General features: G+C 31.0%; 20 protein-coding genes and 2 tRNA genes. 12 read left to right on the top strand and 10 right to left on the bottom strand.

The genetic code is table 11. The features are described from left to right. Positions 1 to 120: 120 nt before the first annotated feature. Both ABNT22_RS15835 and ABNT22_RS15830 read left to right on the top strand, forming a co-directional pair. The gene (locus ABNT22_RS15835; protein WP_348717702.1) at positions 121 to 942 is read left to right on the top strand and encodes a sensor histidine kinase; all 822 of its coding nucleotides are present in this window, start codon (positions 121 to 123) and stop codon (positions 940 to 942) included. Beyond that, on the top strand, positions 939 to 1,625 hold the full coding sequence (locus ABNT22_RS15830) for a LytTR family DNA-binding domain-containing protein (protein ID WP_348717703.1): 687 nt from the start codon (positions 939 to 941) through the stop codon (positions 1,623 to 1,625). Before ABNT22_RS15835 ends, ABNT22_RS15830 begins: the two co-directional genes overlap by 4 nt. A gap of 37 nt (positions 1,626 to 1,662) precedes the next feature. On the opposite strand, the gene ABNT22_RS15825 is transcribed toward ABNT22_RS15830, so the two are convergent. Further along, positions 1,663 to 2,112, bottom strand: coding sequence for a hypothetical protein (locus tag ABNT22_RS15825; RefSeq protein WP_348717704.1), 450 nt, complete (start codon positions 2,110 to 2,112; stop codon positions 1,663 to 1,665). Between the two features lie 87 nt (positions 2,113 to 2,199). Between ABNT22_RS15825 and ABNT22_RS15820 the strand changes: the two genes are divergently transcribed. After that, complete coding sequence (locus tag ABNT22_RS15820) at positions 2,200 to 3,177, top strand: endonuclease/exonuclease/phosphatase family protein (protein WP_348717705.1); 978 nt, start codon at positions 2,200 to 2,202, stop codon at positions 3,175 to 3,177. A gap of 143 nt (positions 3,178 to 3,320) precedes the next feature. Here ABNT22_RS15820 and ABNT22_RS15815 read toward each other — a convergent pair whose 3' ends face one another. The 3 genes from ABNT22_RS15815 to ABNT22_RS15805 form a co-directional block, all read right to left on the bottom strand. Further along, positions 3,321 to 4,655 carry a hypothetical protein gene (locus ABNT22_RS15815; RefSeq protein WP_348717706.1) on the bottom strand — a complete coding sequence of 445 codons (1,335 nt, stop codon included), beginning with the start codon at positions 4,653 to 4,655 and terminating at the stop codon, positions 3,321 to 3,323. A gap of 21 nt (positions 4,656 to 4,676) precedes the next feature. Beyond that, positions 4,677 to 5,147, bottom strand: coding sequence for a sporulation protein (locus ABNT22_RS15810; RefSeq protein ID WP_348717707.1), 471 nt, complete (start codon positions 5,145 to 5,147; stop codon positions 4,677 to 4,679). 167 nt (positions 5,148 to 5,314) lie between these two features. Then, positions 5,315 to 6,355 (bottom strand): hypothetical protein, encoded by a 1,041-nt coding sequence (locus ABNT22_RS15805; protein ID WP_348717708.1) that lies wholly within the window; start codon positions 6,353 to 6,355, stop codon positions 5,315 to 5,317. Positions 6,356 to 6,391: 36 nt separating this feature from the next. Between ABNT22_RS15805 and ABNT22_RS15800 the strand changes: the two genes are divergently transcribed. Then, the gene (locus ABNT22_RS15800; RefSeq protein WP_348717709.1) at positions 6,392 to 9,358 is read left to right on the top strand and encodes a two-component regulator propeller domain-containing protein; all 2,967 of its coding nucleotides are present in this window, start codon (positions 6,392 to 6,394) and stop codon (positions 9,356 to 9,358) included. 1 nt (position 9,359) lies between these two features. Next, positions 9,360 to 9,974, top strand: coding sequence for a response regulator transcription factor (locus ABNT22_RS15795; protein WP_348717710.1), 615 nt, complete (start codon positions 9,360 to 9,362; stop codon positions 9,972 to 9,974). Between the two features lie 44 nt (positions 9,975 to 10,018). Here the strand turns inward: ABNT22_RS15795 and ABNT22_RS15790 are convergent. Together ABNT22_RS15790 and ABNT22_RS15785 are read right to left on the bottom strand one after the other, a co-directional pair. Next, positions 10,019 to 10,091, bottom strand: a tRNA-Phe gene (locus ABNT22_RS15790). A gap of 37 nt (positions 10,092 to 10,128) precedes the next feature. After that, a tRNA-Phe gene (locus ABNT22_RS15785) sits at positions 10,129 to 10,201 on the bottom strand. Positions 10,202 to 10,311: 110 nt separating this feature from the next. On the opposite strand from ABNT22_RS15785, the gene ABNT22_RS15780 reads away from it, so the two are divergent. The 7 genes from ABNT22_RS15780 (at position 10,312) to ABNT22_RS15750 (ending at position 17,945) form a co-directional block, all read left to right on the top strand. Further along, positions 10,312 to 11,043, top strand: coding sequence for a type III pantothenate kinase (locus ABNT22_RS15780; protein ID WP_348717711.1), 732 nt, complete (start codon positions 10,312 to 10,314; stop codon positions 11,041 to 11,043). Beyond that, the gene (locus ABNT22_RS15775; RefSeq protein WP_348717712.1) at positions 11,036 to 12,310 is read left to right on the top strand and encodes a hypothetical protein; all 1,275 of its coding nucleotides are present in this window, start codon (positions 11,036 to 11,038) and stop codon (positions 12,308 to 12,310) included. Before ABNT22_RS15780 ends, ABNT22_RS15775 begins: the two co-directional genes overlap by 8 nt. A gap of 13 nt (positions 12,311 to 12,323) precedes the next feature. Continuing rightward, a complete protein-coding gene (locus ABNT22_RS15770; RefSeq protein WP_348717713.1) occupies positions 12,324 to 13,640 on the top strand; it encodes a hypothetical protein in 1,317 nt (438 codons plus the stop codon). A gap of 13 nt (positions 13,641 to 13,653) precedes the next feature. Then, positions 13,654 to 14,223, top strand: coding sequence for an LPS export ABC transporter periplasmic protein LptC (gene lptC, locus ABNT22_RS15765; protein ID WP_348717714.1), 570 nt, complete (start codon positions 13,654 to 13,656; stop codon positions 14,221 to 14,223). A gap of 2 nt (positions 14,224 to 14,225) precedes the next feature. Next, the gene (locus tag ABNT22_RS15760; protein ID WP_348717715.1) at positions 14,226 to 14,423 is read left to right on the top strand and encodes a hypothetical protein; all 198 of its coding nucleotides are present in this window, start codon (positions 14,226 to 14,228) and stop codon (positions 14,421 to 14,423) included. Next, the gene (locus ABNT22_RS15755) at positions 14,423 to 15,715 is read left to right on the top strand and encodes a hemolysin family protein (protein ID WP_348717716.1); all 1,293 of its coding nucleotides are present in this window, start codon (positions 14,423 to 14,425) and stop codon (positions 15,713 to 15,715) included. Before ABNT22_RS15760 ends, ABNT22_RS15755 begins: the two co-directional genes overlap by 1 nt. 112 nt (positions 15,716 to 15,827) lie before the next feature. Beyond that, a complete protein-coding gene (locus ABNT22_RS15750) occupies positions 15,828 to 17,945 on the top strand; it encodes a peptidylprolyl isomerase (protein WP_348717717.1) in 2,118 nt (705 codons plus the stop codon). Between the two features lie 238 nt (positions 17,946 to 18,183). Here the strand turns inward: ABNT22_RS15750 and ABNT22_RS15745 are convergent, their stop codons facing one another. The 4 genes from ABNT22_RS15745 to lpdA form a co-directional block, all read right to left on the bottom strand. Then, positions 18,184 to 18,903: a metallophosphoesterase family protein gene (locus ABNT22_RS15745; protein WP_348717718.1), complete on the bottom strand. Its 720-nt coding sequence runs from the start codon at positions 18,901 to 18,903 to the stop codon at positions 18,184 to 18,186. A gap of 69 nt (positions 18,904 to 18,972) precedes the next feature. Next, positions 18,973 to 19,818: an AraC family transcriptional regulator gene (locus ABNT22_RS15740; RefSeq protein ID WP_348717719.1), complete on the bottom strand. Its 846-nt coding sequence runs from the start codon at positions 19,816 to 19,818 to the stop codon at positions 18,973 to 18,975. 5 nt (positions 19,819 to 19,823) lie between these two features. Continuing rightward, positions 19,824 to 20,453: an intradiol ring-cleavage dioxygenase gene (locus tag ABNT22_RS15735; protein ID WP_348717720.1), complete on the bottom strand. Its 630-nt coding sequence runs from the start codon at positions 20,451 to 20,453 to the stop codon at positions 19,824 to 19,826. A gap of 157 nt (positions 20,454 to 20,610) precedes the next feature. After that, a complete protein-coding gene (lpdA, locus tag ABNT22_RS15730) occupies positions 20,611 to 22,011 on the bottom strand; it encodes a dihydrolipoyl dehydrogenase (protein WP_348717721.1) in 1,401 nt (466 codons plus the stop codon). Positions 22,012 to 22,067 lie beyond the last annotated feature (56 nt).

Below are 22,067 nucleotides of genomic sequence, written 5' to 3'. Positions count from 1 at the left end.
AAAAGACACTTTTTATAAGAGCTAGTTCGTTTATCACACTTATGGAATCGTATAACCTCAATTTTAGTTAGTTTGACAAGATAATATTAGTAAAAGCAAAAGGAAGTGTACATTTACTTCATGAAATTAATTAGAAGTAAAAAACATAAAAAGGTTTTAAAATATATTATAGGAATATCTGTATTAGTTCCTGTTTTAATTGTTGCCTATGAAACAATAGTCTTAGGAAAAGATAATGTGGTGTTATTAATTGATTTTCCTTCGGTATATAGCGTATTGATAATTTTATATTATGGAACATTACTTGTTCTTGGAGGAAGTTGGGCACTAACAGAAATAAAACATGTTTTAAATCTTAGAAATGAAAAACTAAAAAATGAATTGAAGTACTTGAAAGCTCAAGTGAGTCCGCATTTTTTCTTTAATATGTTGAACAATTTATATGGGTCAATAGATAAGGATGCATCTAAAGCAAAGAAAATTGTATTGGAATTATCTGAAATGATGCGTTATAGCATTTATAAAGGGGAGAGCGATTATGTGAGTTTAAAAGAAGAAGTTAATTTTATTGAAAACTTTATAAGCCTTCAAAGGTTGAGGTACTATAAAGAATTGAAAATAGATTTTAAAGTTGAGGTAGAAGACGAAAGTTTGCAGTTAATGCCATTGTTGTTTATTAACTTAGTAGAAAATGCTTTTAAACACGGTGTAGAGAACCTTAGAGAAAATGCATATGTGTATATAAAGTTGCAGGCTAAAAAGAGCAAAGTTTATTTTGAAGTTGAAAATAACTTTGACGCAGAAATGAAAGCAGAAGAAGGAGGTGTTGGCTTGCAAAATTTAATAAAACGATTGGATTTGGTGTATGCTAATGCATACAAACTAGAGACTACTATAATTAAAGATGTGTATAATGTGCAATTAAGAATAGATCAAGTATGATAAAGTATATTATTATTGATGACGAACCAGTAGCGCATGATATTATTAAAGGATATGGTGATTTTTTGCCTAATTTTAAGTTTGTAAAAAGTTGCTATGATGCTATTGAAGCTTTAGAATTTTTATCTAAAAATCAAGTAGATTTAATTTTTTTAGATCTCAATATGCCTAAACTCAAAGGGTTTGATTTTTTAAGAACGCTATCTAAAAAACCAAATGTTATAGTTACTACTGCATATAAAGAGTATGCTTTGGAAGGGTATGAATTAAATGTATTAGATTATTTGTTAAAACCTTTTAGTTTCGAACGTTTTTTAAAAGCTACAAATAAATTAGAAACAGGTGAGGAAGAAATACAGCGAGTTAAAAGAGTAGAAGATGATAGTTTGTTTTTAAGGAGTAACAAAAAGCACATTCAGGTACAAATAAAAGATATTTTGTTTGTTGAAGCTTTGGGGAATTATTGTAAAGTAGTTTGTAAAGAGGAAGAATTGAGTGTAAGAGAAAAGATATCGGTGTTTAAAGAATCATTAGAAGAAGATTTGTTTGTACAAGTGCATAAATCTTTTATAGTTGCAAAAAAACACGTAAAAGAAATAGAAGGAAATAGAATTAGAATACACGATTATATTATTCCAATTGGAAAAACTTATAAAATAAATTTAGATAGTTGGTTAAAATAAAAAGTTCGGTTAAAAACCGAACTTTTTATTTTTTCTATTAATGCTCATCACCTTGTTGTGAATGCTTTTCTCTTTTATGCTTTTTAATTCGCTTTTTCATTTTTTGCCCTCTTCGTGCATGCGCTTTTTCAAACTTTTCATACTGCTTTTCGTTTAAAATCTTTTTCATTTCAGCTTTAAAAGCAATTTGCTTGTCAAGCATGCTGTTTTTTATTTCATAACGCTCATCTGCAGTAAGTTTTTGTTTTTTTGCCTTCATAGCTTTTCTTTTTTCTTTCATAGCCATGTGATCGCTAATTGTTTGTGCTAATAAAGGCTTAATTTGACGTTGTTGTTGCGCTGTTAAATCAAACTTTAAAGTCATATGCTTTAACTTTAATTCCGTTTTTTGATCTATGCTTAAATCGTCTTTCTTTTGTTTCTTTTGAGCTAATAATGTTGTACTTACCGTAAACATTAAAATAAATAAAGCTACTAATTTTTTCATGGTTTTAATTTTAAATTACGCTTCTATGACTAAGCAAAACTAAAAAAGTTTAAATTTGAAAACCAATTTAACATATTTTTAATTTTTATGAAGAAACTAGTGAGGATTATTTTAAAACTATTAATGGTTATAGTGGCTTTGGCATTTGTATTTTTCTTTTGGGCTTCTTCACCAACAATGAATGAAAAAGAATATGCCAAATTAAGCACTCACAATTACGATTCCACTATAGATAATGATTCCATTTATAGTATTGTTACTTATAATATTGGTTACCTAAGTGGAATGACCAATAATAGGGCTGTAGCAAAACCAAAGGAATTGTTTGATTCAAATTTAAACAAGGTAGTTTCAGAAATAAAAAAAGAAAACCCTGATATCATTGCTTTTCAAGAAATAGACTATAACTCATCGCGCTCATATGAAGTAAATCAAGAAAATGAAATTGCTAAATTAGGTTATAACTATGTGGCAAGAGGTGTAAATTGGGATGAAAACTATGTGCCTTTTCCGTATTGGCCGCCAAGTATGCATTTTGGTAAAATGGTTTCAGGACAATCGATTGTTAGTAAATATGAATTGAAAGATTATGAACGTATTGTGCTAGAACGTGTTCCTGATAACCCTTTTTATAGAGATGCACTGTATTTAGAACGTTTGGTTCAAGTGGTTAAGGTGAAATTAGAAGGAAAAGATGTGGTGGTTATTAATATTCATTTAGAAGCATTTGATAAACCAACAAGAACGCGTCAGTTTGAATATGTGGTAAATTTGTTTAACAGTTATAAGAAAGATTATCCAACGATATTATTAGGAGATTTTAATTCAAGAGCAAGAGATGAAAGCGCAGTTATTCAAAAAATGTTTAAAATGCAAGGTGTAGGAAATGCAGCTTTTGAAGCAAACAATCCTGCCAATACATTTGATACGAAAGATTTGTATGAACGAATTGATTATATTTTTTATACTGAAGACTCAATTGAATATGTAAGTGGAAAAGTATTAAATGGTTTCGGACAAGCATCCGATCATCTACCAGTAGAAATGAAATTCCGATTAAAATAAGAAAAACTCGAAGTGAAAACTTCGAGTTTTTTTATGCTATAGGCTTAGCATGTGCACTATATCTTTAATTATAAATAATGTCTTATCACAAAGAAATTCAACTTTTAACTTAAGTGCATTTTAATCTCAATATTGTTGATTGGTTATTTTACTTTTTTACAACTTAAAGCAGCGGTAGCTCCTACGGTATGCTGTCTAAGAAAAGAATCATAACGGCCTCCTCCTAAATATTTTTTTATGAAACCAAAGTTTCGATAGCCACAGCCTTCTTCACTTTTATATAATACATCTCCTTCAATGTATTTTCCTTCAATATTTCCATAAGAATCTTTCAAAACAGTCCAATCTAATGTAATAATTGCACGTTTAAAATCTACGTCAGACCAGTTGTTTTTAGAACCCCATAGTTTTACTTGTGCAAGCATTTGTCTTTCAATATTTAAATCTTTACGTACCGCTGTTGGTATTTTTTTCGAATCTAAGATTTTGCTAGCAATGTCTTTAGACATACTTGTTAAACTTTCAGTTCCTTTAGTTGAATTGTATGTGAAATATCCAGAAATAATTTCTTCTTTTGGATTCATTTTGCCATCTGTTAGTGAAATTCTAATTCGATGTTTTTTGTTTGCTAAACGATTTCCTAAACGTTTTAATAAGAAGACACTACCTTGTTTATCCATCACAGAAGAGGCTACTGATGCCGGAATTAGTTGAAAGATAACATAGTTTTTATTTAGGTCGTTTTTGTATAATGACCTTACCGTACATTGATTTACAATTTCATTTTCTTTTGGTGATCTGTCTTTTTCATTTTTATCAACACCTATAGTAATCCAATAATGTGTTTTTCCATACGCATCGTAAAAAGAATTGGTTAATCTTTTATAGTATCGGCTTGAATTAAAATCGCTAGGAAGGTAAGCAACAGCCCAAATTTCTTCTCCAACGTTAAATGAATTTTTAATGCTACTACTATCTTCTTTGCCGATTTCTGGCTTTTTAGAGAAGAATACAATTTTATTCACATGTTTCTTATGGAATTCAGAAGTAGGATTTTTGACAAAATACTCTTTGTTTCCTTTTGTGTTATTTTTAGTTGGAGCAAACATATTACTCTTTATTCCTAACTTCTTTTTAGCATCACGTAGCGCTTTTTTAGAAGAAGCAAGAGCTACAGCATAGTTGATTGCATTGTTTTTGTCAAGCTCTAAAAGCGTTAAAGCTCCTTTTTTTTGAGTGAACACAAAGTTGCCTTTGGTTGATTCATAGCTTCCTTTGTTTTTTGATAAAGGAGTAAATGTATAATTATAGCTTCCTCTATTCGTGTTAAAAGTAGCTTTTATTGTATTGTCATCTCTCAGTTTAATATCAATATTGTTGATAGAGCCTCCAGAAGCATAATATGTTCCCGTTTGGAAATTTTGAGCTATTAATTGTTGGGTAAATACCAATAGTATTATATAAATAGTAGTTTTCATTTTTATTCTGAGCATAGTGAATTAAACTAATTTTACTTCTTTTTTATCTGAAGGGTCTAGTGCTGCACTTTTTACATCAACTTCAGCCTTAATAAAATAAGCTGATTTTTCGTTGTTGGCGAACTTTACAAAACTTCCTACTTTACCAAGCGTACCACCTTTTTCCTTTAAACTATCTGCATTTGATTTTAAAAGTTGAAAGGGAAGTGTAAAATCAAAAGATTTGTTTTCCCCTGCTTTTATTGAAAAGCTATCGTGATGAAATGATTCTCCAAGTTCAAAATTTCTTACAGTTTGGTTATCTCCTCTTCCTTTAGAGAACTCTTCTATAAATACAAAACGCATATTGGTAATTTCCTGGTCACTTTTAGATGTTAAATGAACAGTTCCTCTAACACTTCCTGTTTGTTGATCTACCTGTCCAGGTACTCGTAGTTTGACCTTAACTCCTCCAATACCGAGTTTGTCTTTAATGATTTGTAATAGTTTCATGTAATTTTATTTTTGTTTTTTATTTGGAGGTAAAAATATTTTAAGTGAGTAGATTGTAGTTCACCCCAAAAGGGTGATTTTTTAAAAGGAAAAGCCCATTTTAGTAAATGAGCTTTGGGGTTAAATACTTACTAATTATGAAGTACTACTGAATCTAAAACTAATTTTTATTCAACAAATACACTTCGAGAAAATGTATGCGTTGTTCCATTAGATATATCTATAACTTCTCCATCAGCCCATAGTTTAGAGACCATAACTTTATTTGAGTTTGGCTCTATTAGACTAACATATATTTTTGAGTTTTTAACAAATAAAGAAGTGATACCAGCATCTTTGTTGTTGCCAATACTAATAACCTTTCCGTTCACTAGTACCTGAGGTCCAGGAATACCTATTGAACTTTTAGAAACTACATTTGACTTCGAGTGCCCTGCAATGTATAATGTCTCATTTTCAACGAATACTTTAATTGGAGCAAAATCTTCATTACTTACCACTTTTTTACTTTCATCATTAATCCACAATTTAGGAGTGTAACTAGCTCCGTTATATTCACTAGCAAGAATGTATGTTGTATTGTTTTTTACGAAAAAATCTATCGGGAGTATATTTTTAGTGCCATCAGTAATATTATGAGGTTCATTGTTTTTCCATAACTTTAACAGGTTTTTGTTTCCTTCATTTAAAGCGCCGAGTACGTAAACATTGGAATTTTCAATAAAGACTCTAAAGGAAGAGGAGAGCTCGGAGTTTCCATCAGTTAGGTAGGTTGGTTGATTGTTTTTAAACAAAACTAGTTTGGACTTAAATCCTAAGGTGTTAGAAACTTCTTTTCCTACAATGTATATGTCATTATTTATAACTAGAAAATCAAAAATATATAGGTCTTTTGGTATTGCTGTTTCTTTTCCGTTTTTCCAAATTCTACTTTCTTTTTGCTTTGTTGTAGGGTTGTACTTAGAACCTAAGATATAAGTATCATTATTTGCTACAAGTACTTTGTCTCCAATAGTATTCCCATTACTTACAATGGTGGTTTTCCTTTGGTTCCATAAACTCAAAGTACTTTCTTCGGCAATGATTTCATTGCTTAAAACATAAACTTTATCGAACTTGTTATTATTTATGTTATCAGTATCATCTTTACCACAAGCAATTATTAAAAGTGTTAATGCTAAGCTTAAAAGTGTAAAATGTTTTTTCACAAGTTTGTTTTTTTAAAATTACTGGGTAAAACTATTATGAATACTCATGATTTAATTCACCCTAAAAAGGTGATTTTTTCATCTTTAATTTGTAGATATTTGTGGTTTTGTTTGATGTTAATTTTAAAGAGGTTACATATATATATTAATGTAATAGTGGTTTTACTATTCATAATATCTGTCAGTAGTTCTTACGGACAAAATAGTGTATACAAGCATTTTACCTCGGAAGATGGACTTTCTCATGATATAACATATCAGATTATACAAGATTCTAAGGGGTATATTTGGATAGGAACAGATGATGGTTTGGTAAAATACGATGGAAAGGAATTTCGTGTCTTTGGAACTGAAAAAGGGCTAAAATCTAGTTTTGCTATAGATATCATTGAAGATGTTTCTAATGAAGAATACTTAATAGCTACATGGGGTAGAGGAATTCATGTATTAAAAAATGATAGTATTGTAAAAAAGGAAACTCGAACAACAGACTACACAAAAGTGAATAAAATATTTAAACTAAATGATACTTTAGTTTATGGTATTACCAATAGTAGTAAGCAGTTGTTTTATAACTTAAAAACAGGAGAAACAATTACACAGTATTTAGGTTTTGATCATCAAGAATTACTATTGAAAACTAAAAATAACTTTACGAATGTAATCCAAGATATCAATCAAGAGTTTATCGATGGAAAGCTGTTTATTTTCGATTCTGAGCTAAATTCTTCTTCTAAGACTCAGTTGAATGGAGTTTATTCTTATCAAAATTTCAAGTGCCAAAAAGAACATTTTAAAGAGGTTAACAATAAACGCATTCACGCTCTAACAAAAAGTAACGGATACTTTGTAATGTCATCATATACGACATTGTTTTTTTATGATGGTAAACGACTTGTTGATCAGAGAGAAATTAACTTAAAGCAAGGTAAGATTATACAATTGCAAGTTGATGAAAACAATGTGTATTTTGTTTTTATAAATAAAGAGAATGGATTACGGGAGTTGTATTGTTATGATGTTAAAAATGATTTTTTAACCAATGTATCTTCTAAAGTTTTAATGAAGGGCTCTGTATCTGATTTTATGTTTGATAAAGAGGGAAGTTTATGGGTTACGACTTATGGTGATGGTGTTTATCAAATATTAGATATAGACAATACCTTTTATGACAAAAACTATTTTATTAATCCAGATTTGAGAGATGTAGGTGTTTGTGGAGGAGCAATTGTTACGATGGCGCCAAATATAATTTACACTATTCATGAGGAGAACAAGATTGAAACCCAGAAAATCCCATTTCATACCGAATCTTTTCAAATTCTAGAGGACAAACGAATAGATATAATTGCTCCCAATAGAGCTAGAGGTAGTTATAAAGAAGTTACTAGAGATTACACTATTAAGAACAAGAATTGTTTGGAGTTTAGTTTTAAGGTTGGAGATAAACTTGTGGAGGTTTCTGGAGCCTCGTTTAGAATAATGTATAAAGAAGAGGTGTTAAAAACAGAAATGTTTCATCCTGTAGAGGGAGCTTATGTAAAAACAGCAGTTATATATAAAGATGAGGTTTATGTAGTGTTTGCGCATCAGGGAATTTATAAGTTGAATGTTTCAACAGGAGAATTGATTTTATGGAATGAAAAACTAGGAATCGAATCTAGTATGTTTAATGATATTATCATTGACGATAAGTTTTTATGGGTTGCAGCAAATGATGGAGTTTATAGGGTTTTCGAGGAAAGGATAGAACATTTTACAACGAAGAATGGTTTGCTAAGTAATTTTGTGAATGACTTATTTGTTGATACTCATGGTGTTCTTTGGGTTGGGACGCAGAAAGGATTAAATGTTTTCAATAAAGAGAAATTTTATACAATAGATAAAAACTTAGGGCAGCGATCTTCATCGATAAAAAAAATAACGGAGTATAACAGTTATTTATATGCAGCAGGAAGTAAAGGACTATTTAAATATGATAATCTCCAAGCTTTTACTCCAGTATTAAATACCAATTTGAAAGTGTTTCAAAAAGAAGCTCAATTCGTTATTTCTGCTATAAATTTTACAAATCCCAGCACTGTTAGGGTGCAGTATAAGTTGAATAATGATTCTTGGGTTGAAACTTCGGCTAAAGAAATAGATTTTAAAAAACTAACACAAGATGCTTATCAGCTTGTTTTTAGATTTAAAGACGGAATAAGTGATTGGAGTTATACGAAACCATACAAATTTAAAATTACAGCTCCTTGGTATAAGCAGTTATGGTTTTATGTATTATTAATTTTAGGGGTCGCTAGTTTGATAGTGGTTTTAGTGTATACACAATTGGTAAGAGCAAGAAAAAAGAATAGAGTATTTCAAAAAATCCTTTTAGAAAGAGAAACGCTACAAAAGGATCTTAAAAATGTAAGACATCAAATAGCAAGAGATTTTCATGATGATTTAGGGAATAAACTTGCAAGTATATCAATGTTATCTAATTTATCAATAAAAAAGACGACAAAAGAACATGAATTATACCCTAATCTAAATCAGATACATAAGGATGCTAACTTCTTGTATGCAGGGATGCGAGATTTTGTTTGGTCTTTAGACTATAACAACAATAAATTGATTGAGGTTCAAATGTATTTAAATGATTTTGGAGAAAAACTGTTTGAGTATGCTAATATCAATTTTAAAAGTATTAATAATGTCGCAAAATCTGATGTAGTATTGCCACATTATTGGAATAAACAACTAGTATTAGTTTTTAAAGAGGCAATGACAAATGTCTTAAAACATAGTAAAGCGACGGAAGTACTGTTTACCGTGTTTTTGAAGGAGGATGTTTTAGAGATTACACTTAAAGATGATGGAGTTGGATTTAACTTGGACAATTCAGGAAGGAAGAATGGTTTGCAAAATATGAAAGAAAGGGTAAAGTCAATAAATGGAGATTTAAGCTTCAAAACAGAAAATGGTTGCGAAGTTTGTTTTAAAGGGATAATTAGTAAGTAGTATGCAAAAGGTGGTTATAATAGAAGATAATGAAAGTCTTTTAATGTCATTTAAGGAAATAGTAAATTCTTCGGTTGAGTTTGAGGTGTTAGGAGCTTTTTTGAATTGCGAAGATGCACTTTTGTTTTGTAAGGATGAGGAGCCAGATATCATTTTGATTGATATTAAGTTGCCTGGAATAAATGGAATTGAAGGGATTAAACGATTTCATTATCAAAACCCGAAGGCCAAGAGTGTCGTTATTTCTGTATATGAAGATTCAGACTATATATTTGATGCATTATCAGCTGGAGCAATTGGATACTTAACTAAAAACACAAACCCAGAAGAATTAATAAATGCACTAAAACAGGTTAAAAAGGGAGGTTCTCCAATGAGTGGAAGTATTGCGAGGAAGGTAATTGCATATTTTCAAATGCCTAAACAAGAGGGGTTGACAATGCGTGAAAATGAAGTCGTAAAATTGCTTGCAAAAGGAAGGAGTTATGCTACAATTGCTGAAGAATTAAGTTTATCAGTAAATACAATTAAAACACATACAAGAAATATCTACGAAAAGCTTCATGTAAGTAAAAAGGAAGAGTTAATGCAAAAATTGAAAAACTCTGGCATGTAACTATATAAAACAAAAAACCCGAACAAATGTTCGGGTTTTTTATGTGGTGCCTCCAGGAATCGAACCAGGGACACAAGGATTTTCAGTCCTTTGCTCTACCAACTGAGCTAAGGCACCAGTAATGGTTTTTGCCAATCAAAAGCTTTAAAAAAAGTGGTGCCTCCAGGAATCGAACCAGGGACACAAGGATTTTCAGTCCTTTGCTCTACCAACTGAGCTAAGGCACCAGTTATTAGCTTTTGTTTAGCGGATGCAAATATACAATCGTTTTTTAATTTAACAAAGCAATTAGTTTAAAAAAATGTATTGTAAATTTGAAGTTTTATAAAAAGAGGATATGTACTTAATAATTGATGTGGGGAATACAAGAGTGAAAGCTGCTGTTTATGAACAAGGTAGCTTGGAGGAATTAGTTGTTTTTAAAAAATCAAAAATAATTTCGGAGCTTAAAAAAATTATTAAAAAAAATAATATTTCTAGCAGTATCATCTCTTCGGTAGCATCAATATCTATAGAAAAAAAGAAAAAAATAACAGATTTACTAGATCCGATCTTCGTAAGTTCAGCTACAAAAGTTCCTTTTATCAATAAATATAAAACTCCAAAAACTTTGGGGGTAGATCGAATCGCATTGGCATCAGCTGCCGTACAACAATTTCCAAAACAAAACGTATTAGTAATAGATGCGGGAACCTGTATTACTTATGAGTTTGTAAATAGAGAAAGAGAATATTTAGGAGGGGCCATTTCTCCTGGAGTTCAAATGAGATATAACGCACTCCATACTTTTACGGCGAAATTACCGTTGTTATCATCAGAAACAGTGGAAGACGCTATTGGAGTAGATACAAATACTTCGATTCACTCGGGTGTAGTGAACGGAGTTTGCAGGGAAATAGACGGGGTAATTCAACAATATAAAGAGAAGTATCAAGATTTAACAGTAGTTTTAACAGGAGGAGACACATATTTCTTGGCTAAACAATTAAAAAGTGTCATATTTGCCCATCCAAATTTTGTTTTGGAAGGATTACATACAATTTTGAATTATAATTTAGCGAATGATTAAGAGGATTTTACTAGGAGTATTCGTATTTAGCTCATTAACATTATTAGCACAACGTAACAGTGCTTCACCATATTCATTTTTTGGAATTGGAGAAAATTTTGAAGCAGTAACAGTAGAACAAGCTTCTATGGGGGGAATAGGAGTTGCGATGAAAGATGCAAATTATTTAAACTTCATTAACCCAGCAGCCAATGCTGATTTACGCTTTGCTACATATGCTATTGGAGGAAGTTTGACTTTTATAAATTTAAAGGAAGGAAATGAATCTCAATCAGGGAATTCGACAAACTTACGATATATAGCATTAGGGTTTCCAGTAGGAAAGAAAGCTGGTTTTTCTGTAGGTTTACAACCTTTTTCTTCTGTTGGATATTCATTGTTAAACGATAGTAACCCAGATGATGTTACCTTGTTTAGAGGAACAGGTGGAACCAATAAAATATATGCTAGTTTTGGTATGTATGTTTATGAAGGACTTTCTTTAGGGGTAGAAGCAGGATTTATTTTTGGAAACCTTGAAAACACTATTTTAAACCAACGTACAGATGTTGCGAGAGGTTCAAAGAATAGTGAAGAATTGAATATTCGTGGAGGACAATTTAAAATTGGAGCTCAATATAAAACAGAGTTTAAGAATAAATTACAATTTCACTCAGGAGTTGCAATGACGTTAGAATCTGATTTGTCAGGAAATGGAACAGATAGGTTGTCTAGTGTAACTTTTAATTCAAGTGGAGCTGAAATAGAGAAAGAATTACATTCAGAAACTCAAATTAAAGGAGACATTACTGTACCGTTAAAAACGGTTGTTGGAGTAGGAGTTGGGAAATTGAATAAATGGTATGTTGGGGTAAATCAACAGTTTCAAAAAGCATTATCTACTACAAATTCTTTATTAACTGATGGAACTTCTTTTAGATATGATGATTCAATGAAATTTTCTTTAGGAGGGTATTATATTCCTAAAATTAACTCAATATCAAGTTATTGGGATAGAATTACCTATAGAGCAGGATTTCGATATGAAAATGCGGGATTATTAGTTAATAGTGGAAATGCTAATAATTTTACTGAAATAAAAGACTTTGGCATAAATGTTGGATTAGGGTTGCCATTACCAGGTCAGTTATCAAATTTAAATGTTGGATTTGAATACGGACAAAGAGGTACAACTAATGAAAACTTAATACAAGAAAATTATTTTAATGTAAGATTAAGTTTATCTTTGAACAGTACAAACTGGTTTAAAAAGAGACAAATAGATTAATAAAAACTGATAAATGATGAAAAAAATTACGTATTTACTAACAGGATTATTTTTGTTTGTAGCCGTAAGCGGGATTAAGGCACAAGCAAATCAAGAGTGTCTAGTTAAGTATAACTTAATGAGTGGCGATGTTAAAAACAAAAAGTACACGGACGACGCTAAACAAAACTTAGATTATCTTTTAACAAACTGTCCAAAATTATCAGTTAATATTTATAAGTATGGAACTAAGTTAGCTGAAGCTACTAAAAATCACGACTTAGTTAAGAAGTTATACGAAACAAGAATCGCTAACTTCCCTCAAAAGGGAGCTGCAAAAGCACATAGTGATTATGCAACGTATTTATTAAAAAACAAGTTAGCTTCTGATTCAGATGTTTTTGTAATCTTAGAAAAGGCGTACAAGCTTTCTCCAAAAGATATGAGTGTTAAGAATATCTTTAGATATTTTAAAACCGTGACAGAAACGAATAAAGATTCAAATCCGCAAAAAGTATTTGATACGTATGATGATGTAATGGAATCTGTAGGTGAGAAGTTAGATGATTATAACAAGAAGATTGCAGCGTTACAGTTAAAAGATTCTTTAAAAACAATTTCTGCTAAAGAAAAAAGAAACTTAAGAGCGTATACCATCAATTCAACTTCTTTAGGTCAAGTAGAGGGTGGATTAGATGCAACAATTTCTGAAATTGCAACTTGTGAAAGATTAATCCCTATTTATAGTAGAGATTTTGAAGGAAACAAAACAAACGGAGTTTGGTTAAAGAGAGCCGTTTCAAGAATGTATAACAAAGGATGTGCAACAGATCCTTTATTTGAAAAGTTAGCAAATGCATATGCTGAAACAACGCAATCTGCAGATGCATATAACTTCTTAGCTGGAGTATTAGCTAAAAATGGAGATAAGAGCGGTGCTGCTCAAATGAGAAAGAAGGCATTCGATTTAGAAACAGATCCATTAAAGAAAGCTAAGTATAAGTTGAGAGAAGCACAAGGAGCTAGTGGTAGTAGAGCAAGAGCTTTAGCTAGAGAAGCTTTAAGATATAATCCAAATATGGGGAAAGCGTATTTATTCATTGCAAATTTATATGCTAAGAGTGCAAACTCTTGTGGTAGTGATGAATTTGAAAAGAGAATGGTATACGTAGCAGCTTTAAACAAGGCACAAAAAGCAAAAAGAGTAGACCCAGGTTGTGGAGCAGGAAGATATATTAAGAGTTATAAGGGATTAATACCTTCTAAAAAATTAGTGTTCCAAAAAGGATTAGCATCAGGTTCTTCATATAGAGTTGGATGTTGGATTGGGGAAACTGTAAGAGTACCATAATCTATTTGAAATTTTGAATAAAAAGAAACATATCATAAATAACATTGCTATCATTAGTTTGGTGGCAATGTTTTTTTCATGTGTAAATAGCAAAAAAGAAGTACAAGATTTTTTGGCAGACAAAAACTTACCGATAGGTAAAGCTAAAAATACAAATCATGTGTATAAAGATTCTGGTAGAGTAACATCTCGACTAATTACACCGTTGCTTCTGGATTTCTCTAATAGGAAACAACACCCTTACAACGAATTTCCAAAAGGAATTAAAATTGTTTCAATTGGAAAAAACGGTAAAGACTCCACAACAATTACCGGAAACTATGCATTAACCTATTCGAAAACGGAAGTTTCTGAAATTCGAGGTAATGTGGTAATTATAAATCATAGTGATAATTCAAAACTAGAAACAAATCAGTTGTTTTGGGATCAAAAAGAAGCTTATTTCTTTACAGAAGATGGTTTTCGATTAACTACCCCAGAAAGTGTTATAAATGGTTTTGGATTTGAGTCAAAACAAGATTTAAGTCAGTTTGTAGCAAAAGATATCACAGGAGATATAGAAGTAAAACAAAAAGAAATATAATAATGAACGCACTTTGGAAATATATTCAATATGGTTATTTGGTAGTAGGAATTATATTTTTAGTTGAAGGAATACTAAAATGGAATTCTGACAAACAACAAGCAATTATTATGTTTGGTTTTGCTATCTTTATTACGTTAATTTTCTTCTTTAAACGTAATTTTAGAAGAAAGGTAGAAAAACGTAATAAACAAGGTTAATGTATACCGAACTAATTATTATCTTCTTATCAATACTGTTTTCAGCTTTTTTTTCAGGAATGGAAATAGCTTTTGTGTCGGCAAATAAATTGCACATAGAGCTAGAGAAAAAAAGAGAAGGTATTACTCCTAAAATACTAGCAAAACTTACAGAGAAATCATCAAAATTTATTACCACAATGTTGGTAGGTAATAATATTGCATTGGTTGTTTACAGTTACTTTATGGGAGAGCTGCTAATGCAATGGTTTCAAATGCTTCTGCCCACAGAGCTTCCTTTTGTAGATTATATATTAAAGGATTTAAGTTTATTAACTCAAACCACAATTTCTACAATTATTATACTGGTTACTGCAGAATTTTTGCCCAAAGCAATTTCGCGAATTTATGCAAATGAAATGCTTAAACTGTTCGTAATACCAGCTTATTTCTTTTACTTAGTTTTCTATATCGTTTCTTGGTTTATTACAAAAATTTCTGACTTTTTGTTACATGTATTTTTTAAAACGAAAGAAAACGAAACACAAACAGAGTTTAGTAAAGAAGAACTTGGAAACTATATCTCAGAACAATTAGAAACTGGGAAAGATAGTGAAGAAGTAGACTCTGAAATTCAAATATTTCAAAACGCGTTAGAGTTTCATAAAGTTAAGTCTAGAGAAATTATGGTTCCTCGAACTGAAATAATGGCTGTAGAGTTGCATGAGTCGGTAGCAAATTTAAGAACACTGTTTATAGAAACTGGATATTCAAAGATTTTAGTATATAAGAATTCACTTGATAATATTCTTGGGTATGTCAATGCTTTTGAACTTTTTAAAAAGCCAAGATCTATCAAATCAATTTTGTTACCAGTAGAGTTTGTTCCAGAGTCTATGGTGATAAATGATGTGTTAAATTCTTTAATGAAAAAAAGAAGAAGTATTGCTGTGGTAGTAGATGAATATGGAGGAACTTCTGGTATTATTACAGTGGAAGATGTTGTAGAAGAATTATTTGGAGAAATTGAAGATGAGCATGATGTTCAACAACAATTAGAAGAAAAAATTAACGATAGAGAATTTAACTTTTCTGCACGCTTAGAAGTTGATTATTTAAATGAAGAGTACGATTTGAATATTCCTAAAGAAGATGCATACGAAACACTTGGTGGATTTATAATTAATCATACAGAAACAATACCACAAGAAGGAGATAAAATTGATATTGGTAGGTTTCATATTGAAATATTGACGGTTAGTGCTACAAAAATTAACGATTTATACCTTAAAGTTTTACATAAAGAAGACTAAAGACATGTTCTTCATCAAAACATCTTAAACCCCCTCTAAAACAGCTAAAAAAACGTTGCATTATTTAATGTGAAATTGTATTTTCGCACACTGTTAATTAAATAAATGACGTATGGCAATTTTATCGAAAATTAGAGAACGTTCAATGTTCTTGATTCTTGTAATAGGTTTAGCACTTTTTGCTTTTGTATTAGATCCTTCTACAATCGGAGATTTTTTCAATTCAAGTAAGGTGAATGAAATAGGTGAAGTAAATGGAGAAAGTATTTCACGTGTAGAGTTTGCAGAGGCTTTAGATGCATATAAAACCCAAACTAGAAACAGAGTTCCAGAAATGCAAGCTGCAAAAACTGTTTGGGAGAATTTATTAAGACAAAAGATTTACAAGGCGCAATTAGAAGAAGCTGGTATTACAGTTGGAGATGCAGATATTTTTAATGCAATCTGTGAGAACCCATCAATTCAAAGTGATCAAAGATTTCAAACTGCTGGAGTTTTCGATAGAGCAAAATTAAAAGAGTTTTTAGTTACAATCAAAGAAACAAATGGTGAAGAGTGGAGATTATGGCAAAACTTTATGACTTCAATCCAAAATGGATTAGAAAAAACTACTTACGATAATTTAGTTGCTGCAGGTTTAGGAGCTTCTTTAAAAGAAGGAGAAACTCAGTACATGAATAACAATGCAAAAATTACAGCTAAGTATGTGCAAATTCCATACGCTACAATTGCAGATAGTTTAGTAGTTTTAACAAAAGGAGATGTAAGAAATTATATTGAAAAACATTCAAATCAATTTCAGGTAGAAGAATCAAGAGATTTAGAAGTTGTTAGATTTGATATTGTACCAACTAAAGAAGATGAAGATGCTATTAAAGCAGATTTAGCTAAATTGTTGGAAGATTCTACGGTAAACAATACTCCAATCAAAGGGTTAAAAAATACTACAGATTATGCTGAGTTTTTTGAAGAAAATGAATCTGATATTTCTTTAGATGATAATGTTAAATATAAAGTTCAGGTACCTCAAGTTGTAGCAGATGATATATTTAATGGGAAAGAGGGAGATGTATTTGGACCTTATAAAGACGGAGAATACTTTAAAATTTCTAAAATTACAAAGGTTACTCAATTGCCTGATTCAGCACAAGCAAGACATATCTTAATTCCATTTATGGGTGCTTCAAGTGCAGATGCAACTGTAACTCAAACAGAAGAAGAAGCAAAGAAAACTGCAGATAGTTTGTTAACTGTAGTAAAAGAAAGTCCAGCTAAGTTTGCTGATTTAGCAAAGGAAATGTCATCAGATAAAGGGTCTTCAGAAAAAGGAGGATTTTACGATTGGTTCCCTTATGGACAAATGGTTCCTGCGTTTAGAGATTTTGTATTTGAAAGTAAAGAAGGAGATATGGGGGTTGTTAAAACACCTTTTGGTTTCCACGTAATCAAAGTAGAAGGACAAAAGAACTTCCAGCCAGTAGTGAAGTTAGCTACTTTTGGAAGAAAAATTGAAGCATCTGAAGCAACGGAAAACACTATCTTCCAAAAAGCTGAAACTTTTGCTCAAGAATTAGCAAATGGAAAAAGTTTTGCAGATGCTGTTAAAGAAAATGAATTAAACGCTACTTCAGCTGTTGGAATCAAAGCATTAGACGAAATGGTACCAAGCGTTGGTAACGAAAGAGAAATGGTTACTTGGGCATTTGGTAAAGATTTAGGTATTGGAGATTTCAAACGTTTTGATATTAATGGAGGATATGCTGTAGCTGTTTTAAAAGCGAAAACTGCAAAAGGATTAATGCCAGTAGAAAAGGCTACTGCTCAAGTTAGATCAATTTTAGTAAAGGAAAAGAAAGCGGCATTAATTGCTGATAAAATGAACGGAGCAAACTTACAAGATATTGCAAGTGCGAACTCTCAAACTGTTAGAACTGCTTCTGATGTAAATTTACAATCGCCTGCATTACCAGGAATTGGAAATGAACCAAAAGTGGTTGGAGCAATGTTATTCTCTAAAGAAAATGAATTAAAGAATAAGATAGCAGGTGATTTAGGAGTGTATGCTTTTATCGTTGAAAAGAAAGAGCAACCAGCAGCATTACCAAACTATGATACATTTAGAAAACGTATTGCTGGAGAGAGAAAAGCTAAAACTTTCCAATTATATGAGGCTGTTAAAAAAGCTTCTGATGTTGAGGATAGATTAAGCTCTTTCTACGGAATAGAATAAAAAAACAAGTCCATACAAATAAAAAGTCCGAACTAATTAGTTCGGACTTTTTTTGTTAAAGAATCTTCGTATGGTATAATTTCTAATAATACTTAATACTGTAAAATAGAGGGTTAGGAAGAGGTTTTTTGTATAGCTACTCGCGATACCTAAAACAGGAAATAGTACGTTTAAAGATATTATTGTTATTAAAAAACCAACAGAAACATTTATTAAACTTTCTATAAATGATTGTTTTTTAGTTTGTGTCATTGACGAACTGTGTTTTAGTTGAAATACCCGCTTCGTTAAGTTCTATAATTCGATAGCCGTAGTACTTTGAGTCTATTTCTATTTTATCTGTATGCTTTTTGATTTGAAATGATGTCGCTGGTGTTATATGCTGTGTAATATTTTTATAAGTACTAGTGTTGTTTAAATGATAATGACCGCAAAAAACAGTAATGTTATTTGTTTGTTTTATTAAAAGATTATGGACTTCATTCCTGTTTTTTAGTGCTCCTATTTCATCAACTTTTAGTGAAAGTTTAAGTATTGGATGATGTATAAATATGATAATTTGTTTTTCCGAAATAAGCTCTTTTTGAAGCCAAATTAGTTGAAGAGTATCAATTTCTCCTGAAGATGAATCAAGATAAATAAACTTGTGTTGGTTCTCTTCTTTACTATAATATAATTTAGAAGTTACAGAAATTTTAGAAGGGATGTGATTGATTACTTTAAGATAGGAATCATGATTTCCTAGAGTTATGGATAAATTAAATTTACGACATACCTTAAAGAAGAAACTTAAACCAGTATCTTCTCCTATATCTCCTGTACAAACAATTTCATTAATATGATATGAGGAAATATGTTGTAGTACTTTTTTTAACCTGGTTCTTGCTGATATACCTTGTTTTTGAACAAAGATTTCATCAAGATGAATATCTGTTATATGGGCTATCTTTTTTTTCATGAATGACTTGTATCTTTTTGATAAAAGTACCTATGTAGATAAATGTAGAGTTGTAAAATCTTGCAGATTTTATTGTTTTCTATATTGAGAAGGAGAAATTTTAAAACTTTTTTTAAAAATATTTGAGAAGTAAGAAGAGCTTTCGAAGCCATTATCAATGGCAATTTCAAAAATTGATTTCTTAGTGTTTTTTAGTTCACGCTTTGCACTATTCAATCGTAAATAAGTTAAATACTCTATAGGAGTATGACCTATGATTTCAGTAAATAGTCGATGCAAATAATACTTACTAATACCCGAGCTTTTACTTAAGGTATCTAGGGAAATTTTATGATTATAGTTATCATGTATAAACTCTTTAGTTAAAGAAACATATTTAAAAAGCTCTTTTTGGGTATTGTATTTTGCAATTTTTAATTCTGAAAATTTGGTCTCAAGATTTACATGATATCTAATAAGAGTTTCAGAAAGATTCATAAATAAATCCTCTATTTGAAGTAGGAAAAAGATTGGGTCATTATTAAATATATGTGCCATTTTTTTCAATTGATATCCCAGAAGATTATGTTGAGACTGTGGGAATTCAAAAAAGTTTAAAGTATCAATATTTTTTCCATAGAGGTTGTGTAATATTTCTGAAATCAACTGAGGAGATAAAAAAATAGAAAGGCCTTTACTTCCTTTTAAAGCTTTGGTAGCAATATCACTATTGTTTAAGATGATATATTGTCCAGAAGAAACTCTGCTGTCCTGATTCTTAAAATGGTAGTGCTTAGAGCCCTCAATAACATATTTTATAGTACAAGTAGATTGGTATTGAATTTCAATATCACAATCATGTTCTGAATACAATATTTTATTGTCGAGTTGACTTGAAAAATTAGGAAGCTTTGTTATTTTTTCAAGGGTAACCATGGTGTTTAATAGTTAGAGATATTTAATCCTAAGGTAATATTTCTGTTAGCCACCCAAATATCGTTTTCTTTTTTCAGTTGCACAATTCCTGAGCCTCCACGTTTTTTTTGAGAATGTCTTTCATTTTCTGTGAGATTAGGATCGCTTTCAAAAAGATAGCTATCAATATAATAGGGAGTTGTATTGGGCTCTTTAAGGTAAATATGAATATGCTCGGCAATTTGGGTTCCTGGATATGAGGCCGGTCTAAAAGTGTAAAAAGTGAATTTTCCATCCTTAGTAGTCTTTAACCAACCTCTGTATTGGCCATGTCTTTTTTCCCAACCAAAAGGTCTTGCACTTGGTGTATACCTTCCCGTTCTATCTACGTGATACACATAGATTATAATATTCTCTGCTGGTGTTTTTCCATCTTTTTGAAATATGGTTCCAGTAATTTTTAATTTAGGTGCATTTTCATTGAAGCCAGGTAAAGTATCTATCGGTTTAAGAGTTTTGTTTAAAGTTTTATAATCTAATAAGGCAATACAATCCTGACAAGATCCACCAACATTTCTTTCTTTGATAGTTTGAGATTGTCCTTTACAGGAAATCATAATGAATGTAATACAAAGTAATCCTAATAACTTTTTCATTGTTTGATATGTTATGAGAGGAGTCTGTTTAAAATTACAAATTTCTAAGTAGAATTTTTAGTGTATGTCGTTCATTAAGAGTTAAATAAATATTAAAAGAATAAAAAAAGCAATCTTATTTTAAGATTGCTTTTAAATATATTCTAATAGTTGTTTACTATGCGTTTAATGGTTTTCCATCCCAAGCCGCTTTAGCAGCTTCTTTAACCGCTTCAGAATAGGTTGGATGTCCATGACAAATACGTGCTAAGTCTTCAGCAGAAGCTCTATATTCCATTGCTACGGCAGCTTCCATGATTAAATCAGCTACACGAGCTCCTACCATGTGTACACCTAGAACTTCATCTGTGTTTTTATCGGCTAAAACTTTTACAAATCCATCAATATCTCCACTAGCACGAGAACGTCCTAAAGCACGCATCGAGAATTTTCCAGCTTTATAATCAACACCAGCATCTTTAAGTTCTTGTTCAGTTTTACCTACAGCAGCAACTTCTGGCCAAGTATAAACAATACCAGGAATTAAGTTGTAATCAATATGTGGTTTTTGTCCTGCTAAATATTCAGCAACTACAACACCTTCTTCTTCTGCTTTATGAGCTAACATAGCACCACGTACTACATCTCCAATAGCGTAAATGTTAGCAACGTTCGTTTGTAAATGATCATTTACTTCAACCATTCCTCTTTCAGTAACTTTTACACCAGCCTTTTCTAGAGCTAATCCTTCTGTGTATGGACGACGTCCAACAGAAACTAAACAGTAATCACCAGTAAAAGTAACTTCTTCTCCTTTTTTATTCGTAGCTTTTACAATAACTTCATCTCCATTTCTTTCAACAGAAGTTACACCGTGACTTACATTAAATTTCATTCCTTGTTTCTTTAAAACTTTAGTAAGTTCTTTAGAAACATCTTTATCCATAGTTGGAGTAATAGTTGGAGCGTATTCAATAACAGTAACATCTGCTCCTAATCGTTTATAAACAGATCCTAATTCTAATCCGATTACTCCACCACCAATTACTAATAAATGCTTAGGAACTTCTTTAAGTTTTAATGCTTCTGTAGAAGTTATTACGCGTTCTTTATCAATAGAAATAAATGGTAACGTAGAAGGTTTAGAACCAGTTGCAATGATAATGTTTGTTCCTTCAATAACTTCTGAAGAGCCATCATTTTTAGTAACTTTTACGTGGGTAGCATCTTCGAAAGAACCTAGACCTTCAAAAACATCAATGTTGTTTTTGTCCATTAAATATTTGATACCTCCGGTAGTAGTTTCTACTACTTTAGCTTTACGGTCTACCATTTTTCCGAAATCAAAAGACGGTTTCTCAACAGAAATTCCGTGCTCTTCAAAATGATGTACAGCATCGTAATAATGGTGAGAAGAATCTAATAAAGCCTTTGATGGGATACAACCAACATTTAAACAAGTTCCACCTAAAGTTGGGTACTTTTCAATAATAGCAACTTTAGAACCTAATTGTGCAGCTCGGATAGCAGAAATATATCCACCAGGTCCAGAACCAATAACGATAACATCGTATTTCATTGTTATTTATTTTTGTCTTAAAACAGTTTTTCTTTAAAAAAAAGAATGATAAAATT

Source organism: Tenacibaculum sp. 190130A14a (assembly GCF_964048965.1).
GTDB lineage: Bacteria > Bacteroidota > Bacteroidia > Flavobacteriales > Flavobacteriaceae > Polaribacter > Polaribacter polynesiense.
The sequence above is the reverse complement of the archived record's forward strand: the minus strand, read 5'-3'. Positions and strand labels throughout refer to the sequence as shown.

Bases quoted from the DNA above. Each gene is read 5' to 3' on its own strand.
- ABNT22_RS15835 (WP_348717702.1), top strand. From the start codon at position 121: ATGAAATTAATTAGAAGTAAAAAACATAAAAAGGTTTTAAAATATATT.
- ABNT22_RS15830 (WP_348717703.1), top strand. From the start codon at position 939: ATGATAAAGTATATTATTATTGATGACGAACCAGTAGCGCATGATATT.
- ABNT22_RS15825 (WP_348717704.1), bottom strand. From the start codon at position 2,112: ATGAAAAAATTAGTAGCTTTATTTATTTTAATGTTTACGGTAAGTACA.
- ABNT22_RS15820 (WP_348717705.1), top strand. From the start codon at position 2,200: ATGAAGAAACTAGTGAGGATTATTTTAAAACTATTAATGGTTATAGTG.
- ABNT22_RS15815 (WP_348717706.1), bottom strand. From the start codon at position 4,655: ATGAAAACTACTATTTATATAATACTATTGGTATTTACCCAACAATTA.
- ABNT22_RS15810 (WP_348717707.1), bottom strand. From the start codon at position 5,147: ATGAAACTATTACAAATCATTAAAGACAAACTCGGTATTGGAGGAGTT.
- ABNT22_RS15800 (WP_348717709.1), top strand. From the start codon at position 6,392: ATGAATACTCATGATTTAATTCACCCTAAAAAGGTGATTTTTTCATCT.
- ABNT22_RS15795 (WP_348717710.1), top strand. From the start codon at position 9,360: ATGCAAAAGGTGGTTATAATAGAAGATAATGAAAGTCTTTTAATGTCA.
- ABNT22_RS15780 (WP_348717711.1), top strand. From the start codon at position 10,312: ATGTACTTAATAATTGATGTGGGGAATACAAGAGTGAAAGCTGCTGTT.
- ABNT22_RS15775 (WP_348717712.1), top strand. From the start codon at position 11,036: ATGATTAAGAGGATTTTACTAGGAGTATTCGTATTTAGCTCATTAACA.
- ABNT22_RS15770 (WP_348717713.1), top strand. From the start codon at position 12,324: ATGATGAAAAAAATTACGTATTTACTAACAGGATTATTTTTGTTTGTA.
- ABNT22_RS15760 (WP_348717715.1), top strand. From the start codon at position 14,226: ATGAACGCACTTTGGAAATATATTCAATATGGTTATTTGGTAGTAGGA.
- ABNT22_RS15755 (WP_348717716.1), top strand. From the start codon at position 14,423: ATGTATACCGAACTAATTATTATCTTCTTATCAATACTGTTTTCAGCT.
- ABNT22_RS15750 (WP_348717717.1), top strand. From the start codon at position 15,828: ATGGCAATTTTATCGAAAATTAGAGAACGTTCAATGTTCTTGATTCTT.
- ABNT22_RS15745 (WP_348717718.1), bottom strand. From the start codon at position 18,903: ATGAAAAAAAAGATAGCCCATATAACAGATATTCATCTTGATGAAATC.
- ABNT22_RS15740 (WP_348717719.1), bottom strand. From the start codon at position 19,818: ATGGTTACCCTTGAAAAAATAACAAAGCTTCCTAATTTTTCAAGTCAA.
- ABNT22_RS15735 (WP_348717720.1), bottom strand. From the start codon at position 20,453: ATGAAAAAGTTATTAGGATTACTTTGTATTACATTCATTATGATTTCC.
- lpdA (WP_348717721.1), bottom strand. From the start codon at position 22,011: ATGAAATACGATGTTATCGTTATTGGTTCTGGACCTGGTGGATATATT.